The 15043-nt window shown below is 51.3% G+C and carries 15 protein-coding genes; 5 read left to right on the top strand and 10 right to left on the bottom strand.

Annotated features, from left to right (window positions below; genetic code table 11):
* Positions 1–3 precede the first annotated feature (3 nt).
* Positions 4–486 carry a transcription antitermination factor NusB gene (gene nusB / locus AL01_RS01610; protein WP_077395519.1) on the bottom strand — a complete coding sequence of 161 codons (483 nt, stop codon included), beginning with the start codon at positions 484–486 and terminating at the stop codon, positions 4–6.
* Positions 483–968, bottom strand: coding sequence for a transcriptional regulator NrdR (gene nrdR, locus AL01_RS01605; protein WP_077395518.1), 486 nt, complete (start codon positions 966–968; stop codon positions 483–485). The genes nusB and nrdR overlap by 4 nt, the downstream gene beginning before the upstream one ends.
* A gap of 149 nt (positions 969–1117) precedes the next feature.
* Between nrdR and AL01_RS01600 the strand changes: the two genes are divergently transcribed.
* On the top strand, positions 1118–1630 hold the full coding sequence (locus AL01_RS01600) for a copper chaperone PCu(A)C (RefSeq protein ID WP_077395517.1): 513 nt from the start codon (positions 1118–1120) through the stop codon (positions 1628–1630).
* 12 nt (positions 1631–1642) lie between these two features.
* On the opposite strand, the gene recQ is transcribed toward AL01_RS01600, so the two are convergent.
* The 4 genes from recQ to cydD form a co-directional block, all read right to left on the bottom strand.
* Entirely contained in the window at positions 1643–3487 is a 1845-nt protein-coding gene (recQ, locus tag AL01_RS01595; protein WP_077395862.1) for a DNA helicase RecQ, read from the bottom strand.
* A gap of 41 nt (positions 3488–3528) precedes the next feature.
* Positions 3529–3945, bottom strand: a complete 417-nt coding sequence (locus AL01_RS01590; protein ID WP_158075912.1) for an OmpA family protein — start codon at positions 3943–3945, stop codon at positions 3529–3531.
* A 109-nt stretch (positions 3946–4054) separates the two neighbouring features.
* Positions 4055–5692 carry a thiol reductant ABC exporter subunit CydC gene (gene cydC / locus AL01_RS01585; protein WP_077395515.1) on the bottom strand — a complete coding sequence of 546 codons (1638 nt, stop codon included), beginning with the start codon at positions 5690–5692 and terminating at the stop codon, positions 4055–4057.
* Positions 5692–7368: a thiol reductant ABC exporter subunit CydD gene (gene cydD / locus AL01_RS01580; RefSeq protein WP_241502650.1), complete on the bottom strand. Its 1677-nt coding sequence runs from the start codon at positions 7366–7368 to the stop codon at positions 5692–5694. The genes cydC and cydD overlap by 1 nt, the downstream gene beginning before the upstream one ends.
* Before the next feature lie 151 nt (positions 7369–7519).
* Here cydD and AL01_RS01575 point away from each other — a divergent pair, with 151 nt between their 5' ends.
* Positions 7520–9331, top strand: coding sequence for an ATP-binding cassette domain-containing protein (locus AL01_RS01575; RefSeq protein ID WP_077395513.1), 1812 nt, complete (start codon positions 7520–7522; stop codon positions 9329–9331).
* Between the two features lie 59 nt (positions 9332–9390).
* On the opposite strand, the gene AL01_RS01570 is transcribed toward AL01_RS01575, so the two are convergent.
* Both AL01_RS01570 and AL01_RS01565 read right to left on the bottom strand, forming a co-directional pair.
* Complete coding sequence (locus AL01_RS01570) at positions 9391–9813, bottom strand: superinfection immunity protein (RefSeq protein ID WP_077395512.1); 423 nt, start codon at positions 9811–9813, stop codon at positions 9391–9393.
* Positions 9814–9860: 47 nt separating this feature from the next.
* Complete coding sequence (locus AL01_RS01565) at positions 9861–10841, bottom strand: Gfo/Idh/MocA family protein (RefSeq protein WP_077395861.1); 981 nt, start codon at positions 10839–10841, stop codon at positions 9861–9863.
* Between the two features lie 156 nt (positions 10842–10997).
* Between AL01_RS01565 and secD the strand changes: the two genes are divergently transcribed.
* Complete coding sequence (secD, locus tag AL01_RS01560) at positions 10998–12536, top strand: protein translocase subunit SecD (protein WP_077395511.1); 1539 nt, start codon at positions 10998–11000, stop codon at positions 12534–12536.
* Between the two features lie 5 nt (positions 12537–12541).
* Positions 12542–13471 carry a protein translocase subunit SecF gene (gene secF, locus AL01_RS01555; RefSeq protein WP_077395510.1) on the top strand — a complete coding sequence of 310 codons (930 nt, stop codon included), beginning with the start codon at positions 12542–12544 and terminating at the stop codon, positions 13469–13471.
* Between the two features lie 78 nt (positions 13472–13549).
* Here the strand turns inward: secF and AL01_RS01550 are convergent, their stop codons facing one another.
* Positions 13550–13846 (bottom strand): hypothetical protein, encoded by a 297-nt coding sequence (locus AL01_RS01550; protein ID WP_143280634.1) that lies wholly within the window; start codon positions 13844–13846, stop codon positions 13550–13552.
* Between the two features lie 38 nt (positions 13847–13884).
* Positions 13885–14349, bottom strand: coding sequence for a large conductance mechanosensitive channel protein MscL (mscL, locus tag AL01_RS01545; RefSeq protein ID WP_077395508.1), 465 nt, complete (start codon positions 14347–14349; stop codon positions 13885–13887).
* 245 nt (positions 14350–14594) lie between these two features.
* Between mscL and rpmE the strand changes: the two genes are divergently transcribed.
* A complete protein-coding gene (gene rpmE, locus AL01_RS01540) occupies positions 14595–14822 on the top strand; it encodes a 50S ribosomal protein L31 (RefSeq protein WP_077395507.1) in 228 nt (75 codons plus the stop codon).
* The last annotated feature ends 221 nt before the right edge of the window (positions 14823–15043 follow it).

Here is a 15043-nt window from a genome sequence, read left to right as displayed (position 1 = left end):
GCCTTATTTTACGCTTTGTTCTCCGCCTTGTTGGCGAGCAAATTTATCCAAAATCCCGTTAACCATCTTTGGGGCGTCACCGCTGAAGAAACCATGGGCAACATCCAGATATTCATTAATGGCAATTTGAGCAGGAAGACCTGCCATCATCTCGCCGATGGCTGTCCGCAATAAGGAGCGTAAAACTGGGTCAAGTCGATCCATCGGCCAGCTTTCCGGAAGAAGACTGATTAATGTGCTATCGATCGCATCTTGTTTCAGAACAGCATTGCGAACAATCTCTTCCAACAAATTCAGATCTGCATCAGGAATATGGCCGTCTTCAAAACTGGCTGTAGGAGCAATATGCCTGTGCCGGATAAACTCCATGATGACGCTTTCAGGATTGGCCCCGGTCTGTTCGCATTGATACAGGGCCTGAGTTGCCGCCATGCGGGCAATGGTCCGGCTGCGTTTGCGGGGGGTAGCGGATGACGGTTCAGTCATGGGGTCTCCTGAGAGGGGGGATTGGCAGGCTTGTCCATATTCATATCAACAAGTATCTTGGAGAAGGCCTCAATCTCCCGAAAATCTTTATAAACACTGGCAAAGCGGACATAAGCTACGTCATCAATGTCACGTAGTGCATCCATGGCAAGTTCTCCGATCCTATAAGATGGGATTTCCTGCTCACCAGATGATTCCAGCTGCCTGACAAGTCCGTTAAGCAGGCGTTCCTGCCTTACATCATCAACCGGCCGTTTCCGTAAGGCGATACGGATGGATCGGGCCAGCTTGTCACGATCGAATGGAATACGCCTACCGTCCGCCTTGATGACGGTCAGTTCTCGCAGCTGCACACGTTCAATGGTAGTAAAGCGCTGGGTACAAGCACAGCAGACACGGCGACGGCGGATAGCAGCACCATCCTCCGCCGAGCGGCTATCCTTCACCTGCGTTTCCTGATTTCCACAAAAAGGGCAGTACATGACATAATCCGAAAAGCAACCAAAGCATGGTCTTCCTTGACCCTGCATGGTGCACAGTCTATCGGAAATGGCGGCACTGAGGAATATGGAAGGGTCTTTTTCTTTATGATTGCCCGGTATTTTCCCTCAGTTTAAAAGCGGGAGCAGGAATGATGAATAGGACGATACGCAACACCTTGACAGTGGCGGCCTTGCTAATCAGTCAGAGTGTAGGAAGAAGTGCCATTGCAGTGGGTAACGATGCGGCGCCCCCACCAGTTTCTATAAAGAGCATCACTATCAGTGATACCGCCCTGCATACACGGTATAAAGAAGCCCCTTTTATTTTCGGTACGTTTTCGCTGACAAATCATGGCGTAACGGACATGCTGCTTCGTGGTATCACTTCCCCCGGCTGCAACTCTGTCACATCAAACCGGAGTAGTCAGGTAGCGATTCAGTCTCCTCGGCAGACTTACGATATTTTCCAGCGTATGGCTGTCCCGCATGAAGGAACACTCGTCTTTCCTATCAGTGGTTATCATTTGATCTGCCACGGGCTGAAAGTTCCTTATCAGCCAGGTAACAAGCTGGATTTCACATTCCATTTTCAAGATGTTGGTGATGTAACTGCTTCCTTCACTATGCAGCCCATCGTGGAAGAAAAGCACGTCGGCCCTTGAAGGAATAAACCTTCAAGGTGCTTCTTGAAGAATCGCCAGAACAGCATCGCCGTAACGGTCGATCTTGCTTTGCCCAACTCCCCGTATCTCGCCTAGCTCCTGCTTGCTGGTAGGGTGGGCCCGGATGATATCCCGTAGTGTGGCATCACGGAAGATGATGTAAGGCGGAATCTCTTGTTGATAGGCCTCTTCTCGTCGCCACATTTTTAGCGCCAGAAAATAACGATGTTCTTCCTCTGAAAGCTCTTCAGAGGGGGAGCCCGGTGTAGTATTCCCCATGCTGGCTAGATGGCGTAATGTTGCATCTTCCCTCAAACTAACAGCAACATCGCCTCGTAGGATGGGGCGGGCCGTTTCCCGTTTCAGCCCTAGGCCACCGTGATCTCCTACCATTCCAATGGCACCACGGGCTATGAGCTGCCGAATAACCATTCGCCACCAAACATCCGTTCTATCCTTACCAATACCAAAGACTGAAAGATGCTGAAGAGCATGACGTTCTACAGCTTCGGTCATTTTCCCCTTCAGAACAGCAATAAGCTGTACAGCTCCAAACCGTTCTCCTGTTCGGTAGATAGTAGAAAGAACCTTCTGGGCAGCTTCAGTTGCATCGAAAGTAGAAGGCGGATGCAGGCAGTTGTCGCAATGTCCGCATGGTTCATGCAGTGCCTCTCCAAAACAGGCGAGGACAGCCTGTGTTCGGCAACCTGTCGTTTCTGTCAGAGAAATCATGCTTTCTAGGCGTCCCTGCATCGCCCGTTTTTCACTTTCAGGAACTTGCGCTTCCTCGAGCCAATAGCGGGCTCTGGCAACCCCCTCCCCATTATATAACAACAACGTATGCGAAAGTTCACCATCACGGCCAGCACGTCCTATCTGCTGGTAATATCCTTCTGGTGATGTTGGCATATCCAGGTGAATAACAGTACGGACATCGGGACGATCAATCCCCATACCAAAGGCGATAGTGGCGGCCACAACCATTGGTTCGCCAGAGCGAAACCGTAAAAGAACATTTTTCTTATCTGCTGGAGACATGCCAGCGTGGAATGAGAAAGCTGTATAGCCCTTCTCACGAAGCTGCCGGGCTAATGATTCCGTCTTTTTTCGACTGCCACAATAGACAATGGCCGCTCCCTGCCCCATATGGCGGCTCAAAGCATCTAGTACTTGCCGTGTCTCGGAGAGTTTTGGCTGCGCTTGAAGAAATAGGTTATTTCTGTGGAAACTACCCATTAGGATGCGGGCCTGCGGCATGTCCAGCGCAGAGAGTATATCACTACGTGTACGAGGGTCTGCCGTAGCTGTTAGCGCAATGCGAGGAACGCCGGGGAACAGTTCCTTCAGATTAGCCAGTTCCCGATACTCCGGCCTGAAATCATGCCCCCAAGCAGAGACGCAGTGAGCTTCATCAATCGCAATGAGGGATAGGCTGCATCGTTTGAGCAGATTGAGACTGTACGGGGTTAATAGCCGTTCTGGCGAAATATAAAGAAGATCAAGTTGATCACAGATTAGATCTTCCCGGACTGTCTGCTGATCCTGATGATCCATTTCAGAGTGCAGGGCGGCTGCCCTTACCCCGAGTTGCCTTAGCCCAGCGACCTGATCTTCCATCAGGGCAATTAGAGGCGAGATGATGAGTCCTACCCCTTTACGGCAGAGAGCAGGAACCTGATAACATAGGCTCTTACCGCCCCCTGTAGGCATGAGGACGAGAACATCCTCATGATTCATAACGGCCTGAACCGCACTCTCCTGGAGTCCTCGAAAAGCCGTAAAGCCAAATACTTTATGGAGGACTTCTTCAGGAGATTCGCCAACGTGGCGGGTGAAATGATCGATCGGGTTACCTATCCCTTCGTAAAGCTCCCCGTCACGCTGATCATGATACTGGATCAATGGTCGGCCAAATGAACCGTGACACGGCGGAACGCAACGCGTGAATTCTCAACATCTGTCGGGATGAAAGTTTCCTTCCGGATGTCTTCACGTTTGATGCCATCCTGCACCAGCACATCAATCACGGTATCTGCCCGCGCATCAGCCACTTTTTTCAACACATCCGCATCGCCACTTTTCCCGGCAGAGCCGGCCACAGTGATATGCGAAATGTGACGCTTATGAGCTGCCTCTACAGCACTAGCAATGATAGCTTTCCCCGTAGGGGTGAGCGTCACAGATTCTGTATCAAAGAAAATGACATAATCATTTCGCGGTAAGTGCGAAACACAGCCAGCCAGAAGCCCGGCTACCATGAGGGAAGTCGCCCCCACGGGAGCAAGACGACGCATGAAAGCAGAAACCTTCTTCATGGGAGCCCCTTTTCTCATCAGCGATAAAAAACCTCATCTTTAACTGCCCGTGCTTTGCTCTGTGGTCAATATGGCCCAGCGCTCAATAACAGTAAAAATGCCCCTCTTCTCAAAGAGAGTGGGAGGTTAAGGTGCCATCCTGAATCGTCCACAGATGGTCAAGCTGCTCTACCCCCGTAAGGCGATGAGTGATCAGCAAGATAGTACGGGAACGGTCCAACTGATTGAGGGTTGCCAGAAAAGCGCGCTCGGTCTCCATATCAAGCCCGGAACCGGGTTCATCAAGAATCAGTACCGGAGCATCGGAGAGTAGGACACGAGCCAGAGCAATACGACGCCCCTGCCCTCCAGATATGTGTGATCCATTTTCACCAATCCAGCTATCCAACCCATCAGGCAGGGAGCGCACGAAATCGGCAATCTGGGCTTGCTCAAGAGCCGCCCATATAACGTCTTCGGAGACGCCATCTCTCCCCAGCAAAAGGTTGGAGCGAACTGTATCATCAAAAAGATGGCTTGACTGTGAGAGCCACGCAACTTTGCTCCGCAGAGCTTCAGTCTGGATGGAAACGATATCATGCCCACCTAGAGTGATACTCCCCTTTTGAGGAGCAACCACCTTAAGAAGCAGAGCCGCAAGACTGGACTTTCCTGCGCCAGAAGGTCCGATCAATGCTGCTCTTTCCCCTTCCCGGATTCTGAAATTCACATTGTGCAGAATGGTCTTATCTGGAAGCCAGCCAAAGGTGATGTTCTTTCCTTCAATTTCATGCCCATTAGGCGCAGGCTCTGTTCCTTCCTTCGGCGTTCCGTCAGGAACGATCGTAGCTTCCACGACACGCTCTGCCGCATGACGGATACGACCAAACAGCAAGCCGGCTCTCGGGAGGTCTACAATATTGTCGAGAGCGGTCATGACAACAAACAGAATGGTAATTCCCATGACTGCTTGTTCTTTTGGGAAGAAGAAACCAGCACACCCCGCTAAAGCAAATATGACACCTAAACGAGTTAGTAACAGAGACAGTGCGTGGACATGCGCCATAGCACGTCCTTGTTGACGTTGCGCTGTATAGAAAACATCCTCAGCCGCTAGGAAACGCTTCGTGGCTGCATCTTCCTGTCCGAAAATCCGCAGTTCACGCATACCGCCAACAAGATCAAGGGCCTGATTATTCATTTCAGCCTGTGTTCTCTGGAGTTCTGGTCCCCAACGATATGAGATTCTTGCCATGAGGGCAGGTAAGGCAAAGGCGACCAGACAGAAAATAATTCCTATGCTGAATGCCAGTAAGACGCTTCCCTTCAGGCAGATCCAAAGGACGATGCACAGGCTAAACAGGGCGGTCGCCAGAGGAACCAAAATACGTAGATAGAAGCTGTCTAGGCTTTGCACGTCAGCAACAAGACGTGACAATAGATCACCAGAACGGCGGAATCCCAGTCCAGCTGCGGCTCCTTTGGCAAGCCCCCTATAAAACCAGAGACGTATATCAGCCAAAACCCGGAAGGTAGCATCGTGTGTTGCTAGACGTTCCAGATAACGCAGTATGATGCGGGAAGCCCCAGCAAATCTAAGTATTCCGAATGCAGCGACCCCACCAACAGCAATCAATCCGAGGCGAGACCCTGTCTGCCCCATGAGAAGAAAGGCGGCACAGACGGAGAGTTCAGCCAGAAGAAGCCCCACAAGCAGGCGACCTCCACGGGATTTCCATATATTCCATAATGGCTGTAGCTGTTTCATTACAGAATCTCCTGTTCCATAACCCGTCCTTTTTCGATAGCGAGATGCACAGTCTCGCCGATATTGTGGAACTGGGAAGAATGAGTGGAGATCAGAGCGGTGCGTCCCTTTAGAAGGCGCCGTAGGGAAACAAGTATGTCCTGTTCTGTCGCAGGGTCGAGATGGGCTGTTGGTTCATCCATGATGAGTAACGGTGCATCTTTCAGGAAGGCTCTGGCAATAGCGATACGCTGTGCTTGTCCGCCAGAAAGGCCATACCCTCCCTCACCTAGTTTTGTTTCCAGTCCATCAGGCAAAAGAGGCAGATAATCCACAATGGCAGAAGCCTCCAGAGCTTCTTGAAGCTGTTTTTCTGAGGCAGCCGGTGCTGCAAACATGATGTTCTCACGCAGAGTTCCAGCGAAAATAACCGGCTTCTGACCAATCCAACTGACCTGACGTGTTACATCGGCTGGTTGTAATGTTTGAAGGTCAGCACCACCAAGCAGGATATGTCCTTCAAGTGGACGGATAAAGCCCAAAAGCATCTCTATAAGAGTCGATTTTCCAGCTCCCGAAGGGCCAGTTAGCAGGGCAATATCGCCGGCTTTGAGGTGGAAGGAGACATCGTCTAGTGCTAAGGGGCGGTCCTCCACCCACTGATAGGAAATATTCCGCACAGCCAGATCAATACCCATATCCGTCCGTTCCGGGACGAGACGGGTGGCGGATTCTTCTACTGTCAATTTAGGTAGGAGCGGTAGTTTCTGGATGGCCTCACCACTGTTAGTAATCTGTGCCCTGTCCTGATAAGCTGCAGAGAGAGCTCGGAATGGTGCAAAGGCTTCTGGCACCATAAGAACAGCAAACAGGATGCTAGTTGTTTGTGTGATGGAACCACCATGGAGCAGACTGTGACGCTGGTCGATCACAATCCAGACTAGTGCGACAATCATAGCAATGTCGGTTGAAGCGGAAGTTAGGAACGCCATACGCAGCACCTTCATGGTCCGCTGACGTAACTCATCAGCGGCATGACCGAGGTTCTGGGCATCCTTTTCTGCATTACCCGAGAGCACAATGGTAGCGATACCGCGGATGCGGTCAAGAAAACGAACCTGAAGGCGGTTGAGTGCTAGCAGTTGGCGACGTGAGGCAATGGCCGTAGCAATACCAAAGACAGCTTGAAAGACTGGGAGAGAAAGGCAGCACCCTCCCAAAATGAAACCGGCACGATGATTCTGCCAGAATACAACGAGCACAACAGACCACTGGGCTACCACCCACAGGGCTGAGGCAGGTAGCCAACGGGCAAAATACCCTTCTAACGCTTCGATGCGATCTGTCAGAAGGGAGGCCAGTGCCGCGCTGTGCTGGTGCCGAAGTAACGCAGGCCCTTGTGCAAAGAAACGAGCAAGCAACTCACGCCTCAAGCGTTTGCGAGCTTTTTCACCGCTGGACACAGCCAGTTGTTCTTGCGCATAGCCCAGAATGACACGGAGGACAGAAGCTAGGACGAAGAGTACAAGCCAGCGCAGAGTTATCCCCTGCCCGTCTGCTAGTAGCTCCGCCAGAATGGAAGCGAGGCTCCACACCAGAACCATTCCGGTAAGAACGTTACACATCCCCACCAGAGCCATCATCATAGTAGCCGAGCGATTGGCGCTATTCTGCTGCCGTACCCAGCTTTTTAGCATCTTCTTGTCTGCCTTCATGCGGGGATATATACAGGTGAAAACAGGGAAATAGAAACAGACAGAGTAAAAGTTTTCTATCGGAAAAATCTTTCTTACATCTCTTTCCCTGTTTCATATTGCAAATCTGTTCAGTTTTCCGCACATCAGGCACATGTCTGCACCAATTCTCAATCTACAGAACATTTCATACACGCTGGGCGGGCGTCCCCTACTGGACGGCGCTACGCTCTCCGTACAACCGGGCGAGAGGCTCTGCCTTGTCGGGCGTAATGGCTCGGGCAAATCCACTCTGCTCCGTATCGCTGCAGGAGAGCTGGAGGCTGATAGCGGGAAACATTTTCTACAGCCCGGCCTAAAAGTACATTACCTGCCGCAGGAGCCGGATCTGTCCGTTTGGGACACAGTCTTCGATTATGTCACGGCAGATTTGGATGAAACGACACATTATCGAGCTCGTTCCATGCTCAGCGAGTTGGGTATGAGCGGTAATGAGAAATGTGCCAGCCTTTCTGGAGGGGAAGCGCGCCGGAGTGCTTTAGCTCGTGCCCTAGCGACTGAGCCTGACCTTCTTCTGCTAGATGAGCCAACCAATCATCTGGACCTCCCCTGCATCGCTTGGCTGGAACGAGAACTTTTAGCCTCGAATGCCGGGATGGTTATCATCAGCCATGACCGTCGCTTTTTGGAAACCTTGTGTAAGGCTGTTATCTGGCTGGATCAGGGTGGCACGCAGAGGCTTGATGCTAGCTTTGCTCATTTCGAGTCATGGCGAGATGAACAGATCGAACTTGCCGAACGAGCAGCTCATAAACTGGATCGCCAGATCGCTCGTGAAGAAGACTGGATGCGATATGGTGTGACAGCTCGGCGGAAGCGAAACGTCCGGCGTGTTGCCGAGTTAGCAGCCCTGAGAGCAGAGCGACGTGAGGTAGCTTCTCGTCAGAGAGGCACTCTAAAGCTTGAAGCCAGTGAAGCGGAGAACACCAGCAAGATTGTCATGGATGCCGAATCCATAGGCTGGACCTACCCCGAACGTCCCCTCATCTCTGATTTGACACTCAAGGTTACCAAGGGAGACCGGCTAGGTATTTGCGGCGCCAATGGCGCTGGGAAAACAACGCTCTTGCGCCTTCTTATAGGTGATATGGAGCCGCAAACAGGAGAGATTAAGCGTAGCCCATCTATTCAGATGGTCACACTGGACCAGCAGCGCAGTGCGCTGGATGGAGATCAGAGTGTTGCGAACTTCCTGACGGACGGCCATGGCGAGATGGTGCAGGTTGGTACAGAGAAACGTCATGTCATTGGTTACATGAAGGACTTTCTCTTCCGGCCGGAGCAAGCACGCACACCGGTTAGCCACCTTTCGGGAGGTGAGCGTGGGCGGTTGGCTTTGGCAGCAGCTCTTGCCCGCCCTTCCAATCTACTAGTGCTGGATGAGCCAACGAACGATCTGGATCTTGAAACGCTAGACCTATTGCAGGACATGCTCGGCGATTACGCTGGGACAGTCCTACTCGTCAGCCATGATCGTGATTTTTTGGATAGGTTAGCAACATCCACTTTAGTCGCGGAAGGTAATGGTAGCTGGATTGAATATGCCGGTGGCTATTCGGATATGTTGGTCCAACGCAGGGGGCAACAACCTGCGGAAAGACAGCAGAAAGATGCTGTATCATCTTCAGATGAAAAAAATTCATCCTCCGCTCGCTCTGAAAAAAGCCCTGCTAAATTGAGCTACAAGGAGCAGCGGGAACTAGACCAGCTGCCGGAAAAGCTCGAGAAACTCGAAAAAGATGCAGTACTCTGCCGGAACGCTCTGGCCGATCCTGAACTTTATACGCGAGACCCAGTCCGTTTTGAAAAAATTACAGCTGCATTGGCGGAGACTGAACAGAAACTAAGTCTCGCTGAAGAACGCTGGGTCGAGTTAGAGAGTAAACGGGAAGAACTGGAGGGGTGACCTCAGTAGGATTGTTCCAGCCCGTCTATTGCAGGTAGGCGGGCTGGAATGGCATTGCCTTACAGACGATTGATGAGCCGTTCTTTCGCCTTGGTAAATTCTTCTTCTGTCAGCGTTCCGTGATCTCTCATTCGAGCAAGTTGAGCTAGTGTCTCAGCTGTAGAGCCGGAACCGTCGAAAGATTGCGTCTGACTGTGTGCCTGATAAGGCCCCCAGCCCTGCTCTTGCCCGGCCTGGAAAGCGGTTAATTTTTCTTTTGGCCAAAGCGCCCAAATGAGCAGACCAATCCAGAAAAACCCGGTCCAGCCTGCAAATACGTTCAAGGCGATGAGTAACCATTTCTGTGGGTGCTGTCGCATAATAGCGATAATGCTAGGCAGGAAATATAGCACCAGCATGGAAAGCATAAGGATGGCAAAGATCAGCAGGCTAAGATACGGATTTATCGCATTAAGCTGCTGCGTATAGTCGGTCACGTCCATGAGAATTGTCTCTCCATAGTATAAGGAATTATGGGGCGGTAAGCCGGTCAGTCAATCAAGCCCGCCTGCCGGACCAGAGCCTGTGCAGCCTGTATCTCTTCTCCGACTCTCAAGGCGGCGTCAAGAGCCCTTAACCCAGCCCGTCCATCCACCATTACGGAGGCTCCATCCAGACAGGATGCAACAAAAGCATCATGCTCGGCGGCAAGGTTATCATGTTCTTTCCAATGAAGGCTCTGCCGTCTGAAACCGTTGCTGCTCGGCAAAAGTATGCCCTCATCACGATTGATGAAGGTTAACTTCCGGCTCATAAAATCTGCTGAAAGATAACCTTCTTGTGCAAAAAGGCGCATTCTACGCTCGGTTTTAAACGAAATGCGACTGGCCGTAATGGAAGCAACGCAACCATTTTCAAAACGGACACGAGCATTCGCGATATCTTCATGCGCACTGGAAACAGCAGCCCCCATAGCGTCAATATGCACGATGGGACTGTCTACAAGGGAAAGAATGAAATCTAGATCATGAATCATCAGATCCAACACGACAGATACGTCTGTTCCCCGCTCCTTGTAAGGGGCAATTCTTGTAGCCTCGATATAAAGGGGATGTTTTATGCGGGTACTAATGGCCTGATGCTCAGCAGAGTAACGTAACAAATGCCCTACTTGGAGAATGCGGCCCTGTTCCTCCGCATAACGAACCAGTTCCGCTCCTTCCTCCCTTGTAGAAGCAAGGGGCTTCTCAACCATTACATGACATCCGGCTTCTAAAGCCTGTCGGGCTAGATGATAATGTGTCTCGGCGGGAGAAGCGATAAAAACAGCGTCACACTGTTTCAGCAAGTCTTCATAGGTCTTGAAGGCAATAGTTCCTGCCTCTCGTGAGACTATTTGAGCCCGTCCATGGTCAGAGTCATAAAGCCCAACAAGATGCTCCCGCTTATGCCGGGAGGCCTGAAGTGCATGGAAGCGGCCAAAATAGCCTGCGCCTGCAATGGCAACATTAAGGGGCCGTCTCTCTATCATGTGGGCGATCATAGCACCCAGTGGAGGTTGTGCAAGACGCTATACACCCCTGCATAATGGTTGCAATAAAAGACCGGAACGGGCATGGTCACACCCCATCTGCGAGATTAGTTCTGGCCACTTCCTCTTCACGCTTTTGAGGTTCTCTGACCCCCTATGTTGTATTACAGTCGCCTCAGGATGTTAGGCGTGGTGGGCATCTGCCTGATCAGTGCCCTCCTCTGTCTTCCTAATTTCATGAAATCCCCCTCATCATTCCTGCCCTGGCATCAGGTGCATCTTGGGCTTGATCTGCGAGGTGGTTCCTATCTCCTGTTGCAGCTGGATACGAAGACACTCCAGCATGACCGGCTTCAGTCTCTAGAGGGTGAAGTACGCCAGGGATTGCTGACGGCTCATCTCGGCTATCGCAATATTGAGCGTGATGATGCTATGGCTTCCGTGCTGGTTACGCCTCGGTCAGATAGCGAAAAAGATAGCGACCGAAAAGTTCTAGAAGGGCTGACACCATCTAGTCCCGGTGAACTTGCTGTCAGTGAAAAGAATGGCCAGTTTATCGTCAGCCTGACACCAGAGGCCATCCGTAGCCGTGCCCGGGAGGCCGTTTCACGTTCTATTGAGATCGTGCGCCGCCGTATCGACAGCACCGGTGCCATTGATCCAAGCATCGCCCGTGAAGGTGAAGATCGTATTGTGCTGGAGCTCCCTGGCATTAGCGATCCTCAGCGTATCAAAACGTTACTCGGTACGACGGCTCGTATGACCTTTCACCTTGTCTCTCCAGACCCTATTCATGCTGGACCCGGCACAACTATGCTGCCTTTGTCCGAAGGGCGTGGGGAGCTGGCTGTGGAAGACAGAATTGATGTCGATGGTGCTAACCTGACGGATGCTGCCGCCACGATGAGCGAAGGACAGTGGGTTGTCGAATTGAAGTTCGACAATAAGGGAGCCGATGACTTTGCCCGCATCACAACACAGAATGTTGGCAAGCCATTTGCTATCGTGCTGGATGGCCGCATCCTGACAAGTCCGGTCATCAATGGCCCAATTACGGCTGGCCAAGGGATTATCACAGGCAGCTTTACGGCTCGGTCGGCCTCTGATCTGGCATTACTGCTACGTGCCGGTGCGCTTCCCGCCCCGCTTACCGTGGTGGAACAGCGGAGCATTGGGCCAAGCCTAGGTGCAGCATCCATTCATGCAGGTATTATCAGCCTTATTGTTGGCTTTGTGCTGGTCGTACTGTTCATGCTGCTCTTCTACGGTCGGTTTGGCCTTTATGCGGATGTTGCTCTTTTTGCCAACCTTGTCATGATTTTGGCTATTCTATCTCTTTTCGAAGCAACCCTGACATTGCCGGGTATGGCAGGCATCTTGTTGACGCTCGGTATGGCTGTGGATGCTAACATCCTCATCAATGAACGTATTCGGGAAGAAGTCCGGAATGGGCGCAAGCCACTTCAGGCTCTACAGGCTGGGTTCCAGCGGGCAACGAGTACGATTATCGACAGTAATGCCACAGCCTTTCTTGCGCATGTCATGCTCTTTGTCTTCGGTACTGGGGCTGTCCGAAACTTTGCCTTGACCATCACCATTGGTATCGTCACCACACTGTTCACGACACTGGTACTATCCCGCATGCTGATTGTCCGTTGGTATGCTCATAAACGTCCACAAGAACTGCCGGTCTGATCGCCATGTTTTCTCGCCCTCTTCTCCGTTTCGTACGTGATGACCGACAGATCCGCTTCATGCGTGGCCGTCATGCCGGTTTGATCGTTTCTGCACTCCTTTCCATCGCTTCGGTGGTGTTGTTTTTCGCACCTGGCCTGAATCTTGGGTTGGATTTCCGTGGCGGCGTTATCGTAGAGACCCACTCTCCAACTGCGGAAGACCCTGCACATATGCGGGCTGTTCTGAAGGCTGGTCAGATCAATGCGGCTTCTGTTCAATCCTTCGGGTCACCTCAGGATGTCCGAATTGCTATCAATCTCCCCCGCGGTGGGGAGGATGAGCATGTTACCCAGAAACTGGTCGATCATGTCCGGGCTGTCATTGTGCAGGCTATTCCCGGTGTTCAGATTCAAAGGGCCGATGCAGTGGGCGGGGCCGTTTCCTCTGAGCTGTTCCGTGATGGTGTTCTGGCACTCCTATTCAGTCTTGGAATGATTCTCATTTATATCTGGTTTCGATTTGAACGAGAATTTGCCCTAAGTGCCGTCATTACACTTGTGCTGGACCTAACAAAGACCATCGGTTTTCTGATAGTCACACGTTTTGAATTTGATCTCGTCATGGTAGCCGCACTGCTTACCATTCTTGGGTACTCCACAAACGATAAAGTCGTCGTTTATGACCGTGTTCGTGAGAATCTCCGCAAGTATCGGACAATGCCTCTACGGGAACTTCTTGACCTTTCCATCAATGAGACGCTTAACCGGACACTGGGAACATCTATGACAGTGTTTCTCGCTGCTTTGCCTTTGGCTCTGTTTGGTGGCAGTACCTTGACAGGCTTTGCTACCGTCATGCTGTTCGGTATCGTGGTAGGAACATCATCATCTATCTTTATTGCTGCCCCGCTTCTGCTTTTAATGGGACAGAAGAGATTGCGGCGGGAAGGATGAGAAGAAGTTTTTCAATAGTTGGATAAAAAAAGGGGGCGTGATGCCCCCTTTTTTATGACCTTTTTTCCAGACGTTCCTTCATTTCAAGATCAGGTCAAGATAACGGGTCAGCACCTGTTCTGCTTTGAAATCTGACCGGATCGTCTGGGAGTCTAGATTACGAAGCACTACTTTGCGGGTTGTTTCATCCATCTGGATCAACAGGGGCATATCCTTCTGGTGTAACTTACCAAGAAGAAAGGCCCCACGAGCCATACCGTTGATGATGAAATACGAATAAAGATGCACGTTGGGGGATAAGGGTACGCCAAAAGCAGTACTCTCCGCCCTTGCAGGACCGATAGAGACAGCCCCCGCCAAGACGAGGGCTGCCATAGAAACCCGCCCTAATGTTTTCGTAACAAGAGAACAGATCATTTTTCGGATGAACGCGCAGCCAGAATGTCGCGGATCTCGGTCAGCAACACTTCTTCTTTGGACGGTGCAGGCGGGGCAGCAGGCTGAGCCTCTTCTTTGCGGTGCAGTTTACTAAGAAGGCGCATCATCCAGAAGATAAAGAAAGCAATGATCAGGAATTGAATCACTGCATTGAGGAACAGACCAACATTGATGGTCACTGCTCCCACCTTTTGGGCTTCTGCTAGCGTATCCTTAACCGGCCCCTTCAAGGTAATGAAGATATTGCTGAAATCCACTCCTCCGGTCAGGAGGCCTAGAATCGGGGTCAAGATATCCTTGACAGCACTGTTGACGATGGAGCTGAACGCAGCACCAACGACCACACCGATGGCCAAGTCCACAACATTGCCACGCATGATGAACTTCTGGAAATCAGCCACCCAGCCAGGTGCTTTAATAGGGCTCTTTATGGGGCTCATATAGCCTTTCCCTGAAATTTGGAGAACAGACGCTGTTGGCAGATGCTCTGCCACTGGTTAGTACAGCGTTTACCTCATCGTAGCATACAGCGCATTATGGCAAAACTGTATGAGGTTTTTCAGAAATTGCCCTATCGGCAAAAAGAATGACACTCAACCTTTATTTTATGGGCTAAATCCTTTATGGAAGGCTCCGTCTGCTCCGGTCGGTATCGGAGCTTCTTTCATCAGGTTCAGGAAATATTATGAAATCCGGCATCCACCCCGACTACCACGAAATCACAGTCGTGATGGCTGATGGCAGCGAGTACAAGACCCGCTCCTGCTACGGCGAGCCTGGCGCTAAGCTGCGTCTGGACGTTGACCCCAAGACCCATCCGGCCTGGACTGGTGTTCAGCGTATTCTGGATACAGGGGGGCAGGTTGCCAAGTTCAACAAGCGCTTCTCCGGTATCGGTAATATCAAGAAGTAAAATTGACTTCACTCTGTGGGAAACCCGGAGCAAGACCCCTCCCTTCCCTTATGAGGAAGCGGAGGGGTTCTTTTTTTGCTGCAATATCCATTCAATTTTTGCAGCATTCGTATCTTGACCTCTCATACTCTCTAGCGCATTTTGGCGGGAATGTCGTGCATTATGCAGGCACCGCCCCTTATCAGGGTGGCGGGTGATTCTTTTCCAGAGTGGCCCGGGCC

Origin of the sequence: Bombella intestini (assembly GCF_002003665.1) — a bacterium.
GTDB lineage: Bacteria > Pseudomonadota > Alphaproteobacteria > Acetobacterales > Acetobacteraceae > Bombella > Bombella intestini.
The sequence above is the reverse complement of the archived record's forward strand: the minus strand, read 5'-3'. Positions and strand labels throughout refer to the sequence as shown.

What these genes read in the sequence shown, in the direction of transcription:
- nusB (WP_077395519.1), bottom strand. Translation starts at nt 486, where the DNA reads ATGACTGAACCGTCATCCGCTACCCCCCGCAAACGCAGCCGGACCATT.
- nrdR (WP_077395518.1), bottom strand. Translation starts at nt 968, where the DNA reads ATGTACTGCCCTTTTTGTGGAAATCAGGAAACGCAGGTGAAGGATAGC.
- AL01_RS01600 (WP_077395517.1), top strand. Translation starts at nt 1,118, where the DNA reads ATGATGAATAGGACGATACGCAACACCTTGACAGTGGCGGCCTTGCTA.
- AL01_RS01590 (WP_158075912.1), bottom strand. Translation starts at nt 3,945, where the DNA reads ATGAAGAAGGTTTCTGCTTTCATGCGTCGTCTTGCTCCCGTGGGGGCG.
- cydC (WP_077395515.1), bottom strand. Translation starts at nt 5,692, where the DNA reads ATGAAACAGCTACAGCCATTATGGAATATATGGAAATCCCGTGGAGGT.
- cydD (WP_241502650.1), bottom strand. Translation starts at nt 7,368, where the DNA reads ATGCTAAAAAGCTGGGTACGGCAGCAGAATAGCGCCAATCGCTCGGCT.
- AL01_RS01575 (WP_077395513.1), top strand. Translation starts at nt 7,520, where the DNA reads ATGTCTGCACCAATTCTCAATCTACAGAACATTTCATACACGCTGGGC.
- AL01_RS01570 (WP_077395512.1), bottom strand. Translation starts at nt 9,813, where the DNA reads ATGGACGTGACCGACTATACGCAGCAGCTTAATGCGATAAATCCGTAT.
- AL01_RS01565 (WP_077395861.1), bottom strand. Translation starts at nt 10,841, where the DNA reads ATGATAGAGAGACGGCCCCTTAATGTTGCCATTGCAGGCGCAGGCTAT.
- secD (WP_077395511.1), top strand. Translation starts at nt 10,998, where the DNA reads ATGTTGTATTACAGTCGCCTCAGGATGTTAGGCGTGGTGGGCATCTGC.
- secF (WP_077395510.1), top strand. Translation starts at nt 12,542, where the DNA reads ATGTTTTCTCGCCCTCTTCTCCGTTTCGTACGTGATGACCGACAGATC.
- AL01_RS01550 (WP_143280634.1), bottom strand. Translation starts at nt 13,846, where the DNA reads ATGGCAGCCCTCGTCTTGGCGGGGGCTGTCTCTATCGGTCCTGCAAGG.
- mscL (WP_077395508.1), bottom strand. Translation starts at nt 14,349, where the DNA reads ATGAGCCCCATAAAGAGCCCTATTAAAGCACCTGGCTGGGTGGCTGAT.
- rpmE (WP_077395507.1), top strand. Translation starts at nt 14,595, where the DNA reads ATGAAATCCGGCATCCACCCCGACTACCACGAAATCACAGTCGTGATG.